The 12,613-nt window shown below is 70.8% G+C and carries 11 protein-coding genes; 6 read left to right on the top strand and 5 right to left on the bottom strand.

What is annotated here, in order from left to right:
• Positions 1 to 82 precede the first annotated feature (82 nt).
• The 5 genes from lepA to rpsT all read left to right on the top strand — a co-directional run bounded on the left by lepA (position 83) and on the right by rpsT (position 5,042).
• Positions 83 to 1,978, top strand: a complete 1,896-nt coding sequence (gene lepA / locus ACYVAG_RS05030) for a translation elongation factor 4 (protein WP_460767384.1) — start codon at positions 83 to 85, stop codon at positions 1,976 to 1,978.
• Positions 1,975 to 2,544, top strand: coding sequence for a nucleosidase (locus tag ACYVAG_RS05025; RefSeq protein ID WP_460767381.1), 570 nt, complete (start codon positions 1,975 to 1,977; stop codon positions 2,542 to 2,544). The genes lepA and ACYVAG_RS05025 overlap by 4 nt, the downstream gene beginning before the upstream one ends.
• Positions 2,545 to 2,759: 215 nt before the next feature.
• Entirely contained in the window at positions 2,760 to 3,305 is a 546-nt protein-coding gene (locus ACYVAG_RS05020) for a rhomboid family intramembrane serine protease (RefSeq protein WP_460768033.1), read from the top strand.
• A 127-nt stretch (positions 3,306 to 3,432) separates the two neighbouring features.
• On the top strand, positions 3,433 to 4,641 hold the full coding sequence (rocD, locus tag ACYVAG_RS05015) for an ornithine--oxo-acid transaminase (protein WP_460767378.1): 1,209 nt from the start codon (positions 3,433 to 3,435) through the stop codon (positions 4,639 to 4,641).
• 137 nt (positions 4,642 to 4,778) lie between these two features.
• Entirely contained in the window at positions 4,779 to 5,042 is a 264-nt protein-coding gene (rpsT, locus tag ACYVAG_RS05010) for a 30S ribosomal protein S20 (RefSeq protein ID WP_460767375.1), read from the top strand.
• An 83-nt stretch (positions 5,043 to 5,125) separates the two neighbouring features.
• On the opposite strand, the gene holA is transcribed toward rpsT, so the two are convergent.
• Positions 5,126 to 6,100 (bottom strand): DNA polymerase III subunit delta, encoded by a 975-nt coding sequence (holA, locus tag ACYVAG_RS05005; RefSeq protein ID WP_460767372.1) that lies wholly within the window; start codon positions 6,098 to 6,100, stop codon positions 5,126 to 5,128.
• 252 nt (positions 6,101 to 6,352) lie between these two features.
• Here holA and ACYVAG_RS05000 point away from each other — a divergent pair, with 252 nt between their 5' ends.
• Entirely contained in the window at positions 6,353 to 6,808 is a 456-nt protein-coding gene (locus ACYVAG_RS05000; RefSeq protein WP_460767370.1) for a hypothetical protein, read from the top strand.
• Positions 6,809 to 6,869: 61 nt separating this feature from the next.
• Here ACYVAG_RS05000 and ACYVAG_RS04995 read toward each other — a convergent pair whose 3' ends face one another.
• From ACYVAG_RS04995 to ACYVAG_RS04980, 4 genes are all read right to left on the bottom strand, one after another.
• Positions 6,870 to 7,403, bottom strand: a complete 534-nt coding sequence (locus ACYVAG_RS04995) for a class F sortase (RefSeq protein ID WP_460767367.1) — start codon at positions 7,401 to 7,403, stop codon at positions 6,870 to 6,872.
• Positions 7,404 to 7,630: 227 nt separating this feature from the next.
• Positions 7,631 to 9,223, bottom strand: coding sequence for a hypothetical protein (locus ACYVAG_RS04990; protein ID WP_460767365.1), 1,593 nt, complete (start codon positions 9,221 to 9,223; stop codon positions 7,631 to 7,633).
• 31 nt (positions 9,224 to 9,254) lie between these two features.
• A complete protein-coding gene (locus tag ACYVAG_RS04985) occupies positions 9,255 to 11,600 on the bottom strand; it encodes a ComEC/Rec2 family competence protein (RefSeq protein WP_460767362.1) in 2,346 nt (781 codons plus the stop codon).
• Positions 11,600 to 12,469, bottom strand: coding sequence for a ComEA family DNA-binding protein (locus tag ACYVAG_RS04980; protein ID WP_460767359.1), 870 nt, complete (start codon positions 12,467 to 12,469; stop codon positions 11,600 to 11,602). Before ACYVAG_RS04980 ends, ACYVAG_RS04985 begins: the two co-directional genes overlap by 1 nt.
• Positions 12,470 to 12,613: the final 144 nt, after the last annotated feature.

Below are 12,613 nucleotides of genomic sequence, written 5' to 3'. Positions count from 1 at the left end.
GGGGCCGCCGCTGCGTTGCGTCGGTGGATGCGTACGCCGACCGCGCCCGACGACGTGAACCGCCACGCCCCTTCATGAGAGGATGACGTGTCCACCGCCCGATCGATCGACTGGAAATCCATTGGCACCGACCGTTCCCAGCGCCGGCAAGACCGACCCGGCGATCATCCGGAACTTCTGCATCATCGCCCACATCGACCACGGCAAGTCGACGCTCGCCGACCGCATGCTGCAGCTGACGGGGCTCGTCGATGATCGGACGATGCGGGCGCAGTACCTCGACCGCATGGACATCGAGCGCGAGCGCGGCATCACGATCAAGTCGCAGGCCGTCCGCATGCCGTTCGAGGTGGGTGGCCAGGCGTACGTGTTGAACATGATCGACACCCCCGGCCACGTCGACTTCACCTATGAGGTGTCGAGGTCGCTGGAGGCGTGCGAGGGCGCGATCCTGTTGGTCGACGCCGCGCAGGGCATCGAGGCCCAGACGCTCGCGAACCTCTATCTGGCATTGGACGCCGACCTCCACATCATCCCGGTGCTGAACAAGATCGACCTCCCGTCGGCCAACCCCGAGAAGTACGCGGCCGAGTTGGCCGGCATCATCGGCTGCGACCCGTCGGAGGTGCTGCGGGTCTCCGCGAAGACCGGCGTCGGCGTGCAGGAACTGCTCGAGGAGATCGTCACGCAGGTCCCCGCGCCGGTCGGCGACGCCGATGCGTCGGCGCGCGCGCTGATCTTCGACTCGGTCTATGACACCTATCGCGGCGTCGTGACCTACGTCCGCGTGGTCGACGGCGAGCTGTCCCACCGCGAGAAGATCCTGATGATGTCGACCAAGGCCACCCACGAGGTGCTGGAGGTCGGCGTGATCTCCCCGGAACCGATGAAGGTCGACCGGCTCGGGGTCGGCGAGACGGGCTATCTGATCACCGGCGTGAAAGAGGTCCGCCAGTCGCGTGTCGGCGACACCGTGACGACGTCGAACAAGCCGGCGACCAAGATGCTGTCGGGCTACAAGCACCCGAACCCGATGGTCTATTCGGGACTGTTCCCCATCGACGCCAACGACTTCACGATCCTGCGCGAGGCCCTCGACAAGCTGCAGCTCAACGACGCGGCCCTGGCCTACGAGCCCGAGACGTCGACGGCCCTGGGCTTCGGCTTCCGCGTCGGCTTCCTCGGCCTGCTCCACATGGAGATCGTGCGCGAGCGCCTCGAGCGCGAGTTCAACCTCGACCTGATCTCGACAGCGCCGAACGTGGTCTATCGCGTCGTGATGGAGGACGGCTCCGAGCGCGTCGTCACCAACCCCTCGGAATATCCGACGGACGGCAAGATCGCCGAGGTCTATGAGCCGGTCACGAAGGCGACCATCCTCGCGCCCAGCGAATACATCGGCACCATCCTCGAGCTGTGCCAGCAGAAGCGCGGCGTACAGCAGGGATTGGACTACCTGTCCGAGGACCGCGTCGAGATCCGCTACACGCTGCCGCTGGCCGAGATCGTGTTCGACTTCTTCGACGCGCTGAAGTCGCGCACGAAGGGGTACGCGTCCCTCGACTACGACGAGGCCGGCGAGCAGTCCTCCGACCTGGTGAAGGTCGACATCCTGCTCCACGGCGACCCGGTCGACGCCTTCTCGGCGGTCGTCCACAAGGACAAGGCCTACCAGTACGGCGTCGCGATGGCCGGCAAGCTCAAGGAGCTCATCCCGCGCCAGCAGTTCGAGGTGCCGATCCAGGCCGCGATCGGCGCGCGCGTGATCGCCCGCGAGACGATCCGGGCGATGCGCAAGGACGTGCTCGCGAAGTGCTACGGCGGCGACATCAGCCGCAAGCGCAAGCTCCTCGAGAAGCAGAAGGAGGGCAAGAAGCGCATGAAGATGGTCGGCCGCGTGGAGGTCCCCCAGGAGGCGTTCGTCGCCGCGCTCTCGACCGGTGAGGCGAAGTCGGACAAGAAGGAAGACAAGAAGTGACGCCGGTCGAACCCACGAAGCCCCTCGTCATCGTGGCCCACCGGCTCGAGGCGGCATACCTCCCCGACGACGCCGACGTCGTCCTCACCGGCATCGGAATGAGCCGGGCCGCGGTCGCCACGACCCGCGCGATCCTCGAGCGCTGGCCCACGCCGGAGCAGCGCGCGGCCGGGCTCGTGGTCAACCTCGGCTCGGTCGGCTCGCTCCGCGACGGCCTCGGCGGGCTCCACCGCCCGTCGCTGGTGATCAACCGCGACGTCGATGAGGAGCTCATGCGCGCCATGGGCAGCGACCCGTCGAACCGCATCGAGCTGGGCGGCGACGGCCCGGTGCTCGGCACGGGCGACTCCTTCGTGGCCGGGGGTGCCGCGCGCGACGCGCTGGCGAAGCGGTGCGACATCGTCGACATGGAGGGCTATGCCATTGCGTACGCCTGCGGCGAGCTCGGCGTGCCGCTGACGATGATCAAGCACGTGTCCGACTCCGCCGACGAGGGTGCGCTCGACTGGGACGCGCTGGTCGACATCTCGGCGAAGGCGCTGGCGGAGGCGTACGCGGCTCTTTAGCCGCATGGGCTTGACTTTTCGCTCATCAGTGCACATCTCGAGTCTCCAGATCGCCTCGAGATCGTCACTGATGAGCGAAAAGTCGCACTCATGGCCGATTCACAGGCCCGCGGCCTTGGGAATCGCCGCACAGCACGGACAATGGGTCCATGACGACCACGCTCCCCACCCCGCGCCGCTCCACGCTCGAGACGCCGAAGGGTGCCGGGCTGTTCATGCTGGCCGTCGCGGCGCTGCTGTGGGCGCTGGAAGGCATCGACACGGTGCTCGGCAACGCCCTGGACGCGTTCGGCATCAGGGCATGGGTGCCTGACGGGCTGGTCGGTATCCTGTTCGCGCCGTTCCTCCACGGCGGCTTCCAACACCTGATCTCGAACACCGTCCCCCTGCTGGTGTTGGGCTTCGGCATCCTGGTCGGCGCCGGCGGCGTACGCCGGTTCTTCGCCTCCACGTCCATCAGCGCGCTGACCTCGGGGCTGGCCGCATGGTTCGGCTCGCTGCCAAACACGATCACCATCGGCGCATCCGGGGTGATCTTCGGGTGGTTCACCTATTCGGTGATGCGCGGGTTCTGGGCGCGCGACTGGCGCTCGATCGTCATCGCCGGCGTCGTGCTGTTCCTCTACGGCGGCATCATCTGGGGCGTCGTGCCGAGCGAGGCCGGTGTCTCGTGGCAGGGCCACCTCGGCGGGGCCATCGGCGGCATCATCGCCGCGTCGCTGCTGCACCGACGCGACGTGCGGCGCGCCCGGCGCCACTGATCGACACGCCCCTGACTCACAAGTCAGGACGCCTCCCTGACCGTGTGGACGCGGGCATGCCCGCACTGATAGGCATTTCCCATCGGGCGATCGGCCCGTGAGTCGAGCCTGACACGAAAGGATCTCCATGACAGAGCTGGGATCGCGCGAACATATCGAGCTGACCGAGCAGTGGGCCGCCCACAACTACCACCCGCTGCCCGTCGTGCTCGCCTCCGGTGAGGGCGCGTGGGTGACCGACGTCGAGGGCAAGCGCTACCTCGACTGCCTCGCGGGCTATTCCGCGGTGAACTTCGGCCACAGCAACCCCCGCCTCGTCGCGCGCGCCCAGGAGCAGGTCGGCCGCCTCACGCTGACCTCGCGCGCCTTCTACAACAACCAGCTGGGCCCCTTCGCCCGCGACCTCGCCGAGCTCGTCGGCAAGGAGGTCATCCTGCCGATGAACTCCGGTGCCGAGGCCGTCGAGACCGCGCTGAAGGTCGTGCGCCGCTGGGGCTACCAGAAGAAGGGCGTCCCGGAGGACCAGGCCAACATCGTCGTGATGGCCGGCAACTTCCACGGCCGCACCACGACGATCATCAGCTTCTCCGACGACAACGTCGCCCGCGACGACTACGGCCCCTACACCCCCGGGTTCCGCGCCGCGACCTACGGCCACCTGGCGTCGGTCGAGCGTCTGATCGACGAGCACACCGTCGCCGTGCTGCTGGAGCCCATCCAGGGCGAGGGCGGCGTCGTCATCCCGCCGGAGGGCTTCCTCACCGGCGTCCGCGAGCTGTGCACCAGGAACAACGTGCTGATGGTCGCCGACGAGATCCAGTCGGGCCTCGGCCGCACCGGCAAGCTGTTCGCCTGCGACCACGAGGGCGTCGTGCCCGACCTCTATTGCATGGGCAAGGCGCTGGGCGGCGGCGTCGTCGCGCTGTCGGCCGTCGCCGGCGACCACGACGTCATGGACGTCATCACGCCCGGCTCCCACGGCTCGACCTTCGGCGGCAACCCACTCGCGTGTGCCATCGGCCACGAGGTCGTCCAGATCCTCAGGACCGGCGAGATGCAGGACCGCGCGGCGACCCTCGGCGCGCGACTGGCGGCGGGGCTGGAGAAGCTCGTCGGCCACGGCGCGCTCCGCGTCCGTGCCCGCGGCCTGTGGGCCGGAGTCGACGTCGACCCCGCGCGCATGACCGGCCGCGACCTGTCTGAGCGCCTGCTGGCGCGCGGTGTGCTGGCCAAGGAGACCCACGGCTCGACCATCCGCCTGGCGCCGCCGATCGTGGCGACCGAGGACGACATCGACCGCATCATCGCCGCGTTCACCGAGGCCCTCGAGGCCTGATGGTGCTCGCTCGACGGTGAGGCACGGGGCGGCGGCGGATTTGGATCCGTCGTCGCCCCGCTGCTAATCTTGACCGTCGTGCCGCGCATCGGCGCGGAATCGATCATTTTCTCAACGACCAAGTAGAGGCTTGCCCAGTGGCGAACATCAAGTCCCAGATGAAGCGGATCAAGACGAACGAGAAGGCTCGTCAGCGCAACAAGGCTGTGAAGTCCCAGCTGAAGACCGCGGCTCGTCGTTTCCGTGATGCCGTCGAGGCCGGCGACACCGCCAAGGCCACCGAGGCCGGTCGCGCCGCGACCCGTCTGCTCGACAAGGCCGTCTCGAAGGGCGTCATCCACAAGAACCAGGCCGCGAATCGCAAGTCGAAGATCGCGTCCAAGGCTGCCAAGCTCTCCTGAGCCCCAGTCCCCTGCGCCCCGACCTCGGTCGGGGCGCTTTTTTCTGCCCGTACGCGGGTTCGCGCGCTCGGCCGGCCGATGGGTCAGGCACGCCGCGCGCGCGACACGGCAAGCACGCACTTCTCCAGCGCGAACTCGGCGTTGTCGGCGGCGCCCTTGATGTCGGCGTCGGCCTGGGCCACGGCGCGGATCGCCCCGGCGATCGAGGGCTGGTCCCACCCCCGCAGCTGGACCCGCATCGACTTGAGTTTCCACGGCGGCACGCCGATGTCACGCGCGAGGTCGTTGTCGCCCATGCCGGAGCGGTTGGTCGCGAGCTTGCCGAGGCCACGCAGGCCGTTGGCGAGGGCCGAGGTGATGAGGACGGGGGCGACGCCGGTCGAGAGCGCCCAGCGCAGCTGCTCGAGAGCCTGCACCGTCTGGCCGGCGAGGGCCTTGTCAGTCACCGCGAAGCTGGTGACCTCGGCGCGGCCGCCGAAATAGCGCCGGACGAGCTCGGGGTTGACCTCCTCGCCCTGCGAGTCGGAGATGAGCTGGTCGACCGCCCCCGCGAGGGCGCGGAGATCGGACCCGACGGCGTCGATCAGGAACTGGGTGGCCTCGGGGCTGATGCGCCCCTTGTGGCGGCGCACCTCGTTGGCCACGAAGCCCGGCAGGTCGCGCGGTTTGAGGGCCGAACAGTCGATGACCTCGGCCTTGGCCTTCTTGACCTTGTCGAGCAGGCCCTTGCCCTTGTTGCCGCCGCCGTGGACGAGGATCAGCGCGACCTCCTCGAACGGGTCCTGGGCCATCGCCGCGACGGTGTCGGTCAGCTCGGCCGGCAGGTTCGCGAGGTCGCGGATGATGGCGACCGCGCGGGTGGCGAACAGCGACCCCCCGGTCATCGAGGCCAGCGCGCCGGCGTCGAGGCGGATGGCCTCGATGTCACTCACTTCGGCCGAGGCATCCTCCTTGCGGGCCGCAGCCACCAGGCTCTCGACGGCGCGGTCGGCGAGCAGCCCTTCCGGGCCGCTGACGAGGACGACGCGTCCGAACGGGGAGCGTTGAGCGGCTGGCATGCGCCCAAGCATGCCAGCCCGGACCGACAGTTGCGGCGTACGCTGTCACTTCTGCTCGATGAGCGCCGCCCACAGTGACACCTGCCGAGTTCATGAGTCACGTGACCGTCGGCTACCAGCGTTCGCCAGGTGGATCACACCGAAGGACGACATGGGAAAGTCAGCATCACAACTCTCACCGACGGTTGTCCATTTCAGGTGAGACATCTGCCCCTCTCTCACAGTCTCACACTCTCACCAAGGAGCTACGCCATGCCGCTCGATGATCGATCCCTGCGAGCCTTGGACTGGTACCGCAGCTTCAACCTGCTCGGTGGAAGGCGAGTCAACGATCCAGCCACCCACGACGCAATCGCCAAGGCCCGAGCATTCACTCAGGTGAAGTTTGGAGTGCCGGTCCCCCAAGATCTCTTCGACGTGTGGTCGGTCTGCAACGGGTTCGGCGGCAATGGCTTCACCTTCTGGAGCATCCATGAGATCACCGGCCACCCCTACAACGACGGCTACATCGAGAGCAACATGATCGTTCAGGCCCCGCCTGGTCTCCTTCTCCTAGGTACATGTGGGGACGAGTACCTCGCCTACGACCCGTTGACGGGCCAGCTTCCCCTCGTCGACGGTGTCTCTCGCGACGTGAGGAAGTTCTTCCCCAACATCACTCTGGCGATCGAGCACATCATCTGTCCCAACTACTCAGAAGACCTCTGAGTGTCCACTCCGGGCGTGGGACGCCGGCGATCTCCCCACGCCCCACGCCTGCATCTGCCACTCAGGCGGGCACCGCGGTGACCACGAGGTTGTCCCGGTAAGCCCTCCTCCCCTCGCTGGTGATGACCGGGCCGGTGCAGGTAACGACGACAAGGCGCTCGGGTCCGATGGCTCGCGTCAGATCTGCGGGGAGCGCGTCCGCGCGGTGGACGTCCAGGCGTACGGCCTTCCACCTGCGAGTGCCGCCGGGACTGGTGGTGATCAACTCGGCGCCCGGCGCGAGGGTGTGCAACGGCCACAGCGACCCCCGCTCGCGGCCGACGGTGACGTGACCGGCGACGAGCAGTACGCCGGGGCGCGGCGCCAGCCGGGCGGCGAGGTCGCCGCCGCCCGGACGATAGGCGCCGACCGCCCCCGGGTCGCGGGGAACGGCGTACTCCCCCGCGACGACGTCGGCGGCGACCACACGTGCACGGATGGCGAGCGAGGGCACCTCGAGCGCCGGCGGCCCGGCCCGCGGACCGGCAGTGGCCGGTGTCCTGGGCGCCGGCGGAGCCGCGGTCGCCCATCCCGCCGGAGCCGCGGGGGCTGCCATCTCGGGCTCGACGATGTCCGGGGCAGATGTGGCGCCCCCATCCGCAGCGGGAGGGGGCGCTGGCGTGTCCGCGGTCGACGGCGTCGGACTGGATGTGGACGCCGTGGCCGCCGCAGGCGCGGCGAGCGCCGAGGGGGCATGCTCTGGCTGGTTGACGCCACGCACCACCGCGAGAGCCACGGCCAGCACGATGGCGAGTCCCACCCCCATCGGGACGGCGAGGCGCCTCATGCGGGCTCACCCGACCTGATGCGCAGCGGCGGGGCCGGCTTCTCCTCGGGCAGTGGCTCGGGCTTCGCCTCGGGCAGGGGCTCGGGCACGGGCGGTGCAGGTTGCGGGACCGGAACAGGAGTGGCCGTGTGGCTCGCTGTCGGAATGGGGCTCGGTGTCGGAATGGGGCTCGGTGTCGGAATGGGGCTGGGTGTCGGGATGGGGCTCGGCTTCGGAGTGGGCTTGAGGGTCTGCGTGGGCGTCGGAGTGGGCGACGGTGTGGCGCTCGGAGTCACCTTCGGGGTTGGCGTGGGCGTGGGTGTCGGTTTCGCCACAACCTGCGACGTCTCCTCGACCACGCCGCACGGCGTCGTCACGGCCTCGGCCGCCTCGCTGGCAGGCAGGAACTCCTGCCAGACATAGAATCCGGGCGCCTTCACCGCCACCCCTGGCGTCGTGTAGGTCCCGTCACCGGCGATCGCGAACTCCACCTGCCCCGCGACAGGGTCGCCCTTCCGGCAGTCCTTCGCGGTCGGGCGCTGGGCGTAGGGACCCCACAGGGTCGCCGTCACCGATACGCGGTGGCCGGCTGCGCCCTTCACCTCGACCCGATCGGTGAGCGTCGCGCCGACCTCGACCCGGACGTCCGAGGTCACGGTGGTCACGACCGGACGCTGCGGGGTGACCCGCCATTCGGTCTCGGCGCGCAGGGTCTCGCGGGGAGCGGCGGACACCATGCGCTGGATGCGGTGGTCGGGGCTGCGGGGGTCGTCGAATCGCTCTGCGACATGGAGGATGGGTCGCGACGCCACCACCTGCGTACGCGCCTGAACACGATGGTGGCCGACCCCTGCGGGCAGTGGCACCTGGGCGCGACCGTCCGGGCCGGTCTTCACGGTGGTCGGGCGCCCGTCGAGTTCGACTACGACCTCCTGCGCCAGCGGGCGCCCGGCGCGGCTGCGCAGGTCGATGTCGAGCGCTCCGGGCCTCGTGGCCGTCGGTCGAGCAGCGACCGCGACCTTGAGGTGGTGGGGACCGGCCTGCGCCACATCCCGCGCCAGCCCGGCCAGCCGTGCCTCGGCACCGTGGTGGGCCCGGCGTACGGCGTCCCAGCGCGCGGTCATGCGGCCGCGCTGGGCCGCGTCACCGACGGTGCGCAGGCGGATGAAGTGGTCCACCACGGCGGCGTCGAGGTCGTCACGTACGCCGCTCCTGGCCCAGTCGAGCACCCAGGCGACCTCGGCGAGCTCGGTGTCGGTCATCACGGGTCCGGTGAGGTCGGAGCGTCCGCCGCGATCACCGAAGTCGTTCTGCTTGCGCACGTCCGTCGCGGGACCTCGGCGCCAGCCTGTCGCGCCCGCCGGCCCGAGGGAGTTCAGGTCGATGCACCACGTGACCTCACGACCCAGGTGATATTGGCCGACCTCGGCCAGTCCCCCGGCCGCCTGCACGCGCAGACCTCGTGGGCCGAAACCGTCGATCGAGCGCCCGTGGGCGGGCACGAGCCAGGCCAACCCGAGCACAGCGATGACGGCGAGGACGACTCCGGACCGGAACAGTGCGCCGCGGGACGGCAATCTGCGCGGCGGGTGGGCGGTGGGATGAGACATGAGTTTTTCCTTCCAGGGTGGGTGATGCAGGTCAGCGTTGGGTGGTCAGGACGAGGCGGTCGGGTGGCCCGCCGACGGCGACGGCCCCCTGACGGTCGGTGCGCAGCACGGTCATGTGGTGGCGGGCGAGCAGGCGCAGGGCCGCGGGCGCGGGGTGGCCGTAGTCGTTGTCGGCGCCCGCGCTGGCGACGGCCACCTTCGCGCCCGTCGCCCGCACGAAGGCCTCGCTCTGGCGCGACGACCCGTGGTGGGCGACCTTCAGCACGTCGGCGCGGAGGTCAGCCCCCGACGCGAGCACCGCGTCCTGCGACGACGGCTCCGCGTCGCCGGTGAGCAGTACGCGTACGCCCGCGACCTCGGCGAGCGCGACGATGCTCGAGTCGTTCTCCGCCGAGCTCTCACCGCCTCGCGCGGCGGGTGCGGCTGGCTCGGGCACGCGGACCGGGCCGACGGTCGACCAGCGCACCGCACCCACGCGGATCCGCTCCCCCGGCCTTGCCACGCTAAGCGAGGCCCCGGTCGCGGCCGCTCGACGGCGGACGTCCAGCGCCGCTCCCGCGGGCGAGTCGAGCGGCGAGACCAGCACGTGCCCCACGGGCACGTGACCCCAGATGGCGGCGAGCCCCCCGATGTGGTCGGCGTGGTAATGGGTCAGGACCAGCAGCGGGACCCGGCGTACGCCGACGCTGGCCAGGCAGGTCGCGAGCGACCGGGGCTCGGGCCCGGCGTCGACGAGCACGGCCTCGCCTTCGCCGGCGCGCAGGAGCACCGCATCGCCCTGACCGACGTCGCAGGCCAGGACGGCCCAGTCCTTCGGCGGCCAGCCCGGCGTGATCGGCGCCCGAGCGAGCACCGCGACCACGACGACGGCGACGCCCAACGCGATCCAGCGGCGTGCCAGCAGCGGTCCCATCAGCACGATGAGGGCCAGACACCCCGCGGCCACGAGCGCGACGCCGACCGGGCCGGCCGGCCAGCGCCAGGACGCACCCGGCAGGGCGGCGCCGGCGTGGGCGACCCACAAGATGCCCTGGGCGCACCAGCCGGCCAGCCAACCGGTGAAGCCGGCCAGGGGCGGGCAGACGACAGCGATGGCGGCGGTCGCGAACCCCAGGACGGTCGCGGGCCCGACGAGCGGACCCGTGAGCGCATTCGCGACCAGACCGACCATCGAGACCTCACCCGAGATCGCCGTGACGACCGGCTGGGTCGCGAGCTGCGCCGCGAGCGGGACCGTGACGGCCTCGGCGACCGGACCGGGCAGCCATCCCATGCGAGCCCGCCAGGCCGACGCGCACGCGATGATGCCACCCGAGGCCAGCACCGACAAGGTGAACCCCACCGATCGGCCCAGCCACGGGTCGAGCAGGAGCAGCGCGAGCATCGCCCCCGCGAGGTGGCGCAGGCCCTTCCCCGAGCCGGGGTTCCCACCCAGTGCGGCGAGCATCACCAGCCCCATCGCCGCCGCCCGCAGAACGCTCGGCTCAGCCCGACACAACAGGACGAACATCGCCACCGTGGCGATCCCGACGACCGTGAGCCAGCGCCCGCGTACGCCGGCCCAGCGCGCCCCGGCGAGCAGGAACGCCAACATGATCGCGAGGTTGGCGCCGGAGACCGCGGTGAGATGGGTGAGCCCGGTCGTGCGGAAGTCGCGCTCGAGCTCCGCGCTCATGCGGGAGGTGTCACCGACGACGAGCGACGGCACGAGTGCGCGCGGCTCGTCGGCACTGGTGGCCATCGCCGTACGCAGCCCCGCGCGGACGTGTTCCGCGGCTCGCAGGGGTGCGGGGGCCGGGCCGAGCGACTGCGGGTGCCCCATCAGCGTGGCGAAGGCCGCGCGATGGTCGCCCGGCTCGGTGGGTCGTAGGCGTACGCTCGCGCGCCACCTGCTGCCGACGGGCTGCGCCGCGAGTTCCTCGAGCCGGTCGCCGGACGACCGGATCAGCACCGCGTGGCTCACACCCCACCGGCGCCCGCGTCCGTCGACCGCCGTGACCGTGGCGGGCACGGACACGGCGTCGCCGAACCGGCCCTCGGTGCGGCGGGGGTCGCCGTCGACGCGATAGTCCAGCGTGACGAGCGCGCCGGAGCGGGCCAGCGTACGCAGGGGCGACGCGTCGAGCTGGTGGGCGCGGGCGGCGCCGGTGGCGAGACAGACCAGGGCGACCAGCGCGGCGGCCACGATGAGCAGGTCGCGGCGAGCCCAGCCGATGAGGCAGACGACCACTGCGACGACGGCTCCCGTGCCCCAGAGCCAGATGTTGCCCGAGGTCGCCAGCCACATGGCGACCCAGGCCGACAGGGCGGCGACGACGAGCCTGAGGTCACGAGGTTCGGCGTCCTTGCGTGGGACGTCACGCCCGTCCGCGCCCATCAGACCGTCACCATCGGCTCGAGTTCGGCGTACGACTTCGGCCCGATGCCGGGGACCTCCTGGAGTTCGGCGACCTTCGTGAAGCGCTGGTGTTCGGTGCGCCACGCGATGATCTTCTGGGCCGTGACCGGCCCGACACCGGGGAGTGCATCGAGCTGTTCGACGGTCGCGGAGTTCAGGTTCAGCTTCGCCTTCCCTCCGGGCGCAGCCGCGGTTCCCGAGCCTCCCGGCGCCGCGGGCGCACCCGGAGCCGACGCCTCCCCACCGCGCACCTGCCCACCCGGGCGCCGGACGTCGCCGACGACGACCTGCTGCCCATCGGCCAGCGGCGCGGCGAGGTTCAGGTCACCCGGGCGGGCCTGCTCGGTCAGCCCACCGGAGGCGTCGATCGCGTCCTGGACGCGGGCACGGGCGGGGAGCGTGACGACGCCGGGCCTGCGTACGGCTCCGACGACGTGCACGCGGATCGGGTCGGGCGTCGGCGTCGGCCGGGCCGAAGCCGAGGACGCCACCGACGGCGGGGCGGACTCGACCGCCACCGGTGCCATCGGGATGGCGCGGGCCCGGGTGAGCGCATAGAGCGCGACGAGGACGCCCAGCGCGAGGATGCCGGCCACGACCATGAGGTGGCGCTTGGTGAAGGCGGGACGGGATGACACAGGAACCGGGAGCGGAGTCTCGGGCGCGGGTGGCACCGCCGATGGGGCCAGCGCCGGGTGTGCGCGCTTGACCGTGGCGTCGTCATCGAACCCGAGCGCCGGCAGTGCTCGTCGCGGCGGGGTCTCGGCCAACAGCGCGTCGAGGCGCGCCCGCACATGGTCCGAGAGGACCGGCGGGGGCGACTGACGTGCGGGGGCGCCGAGGGGCATGTCCGCACCTTGGCGGCGAGACGGCCCGGCGGTTCACCTCAGGAGCAATCTGTGGACAACTGTTGTCGGTCGGATTGGTCCTGTGGACAAGGTCACAGGGGGTGGCGTGGCGTTGGCTGAGCGAGGCCTCCTGCGGCCGAGTCG

Source organism: Mariniluteicoccus flavus (assembly GCF_054776655.1).
Note: the sequence above shows the minus strand (reverse complement) of the source record. Positions and strands in the feature narration are given on the sequence as shown.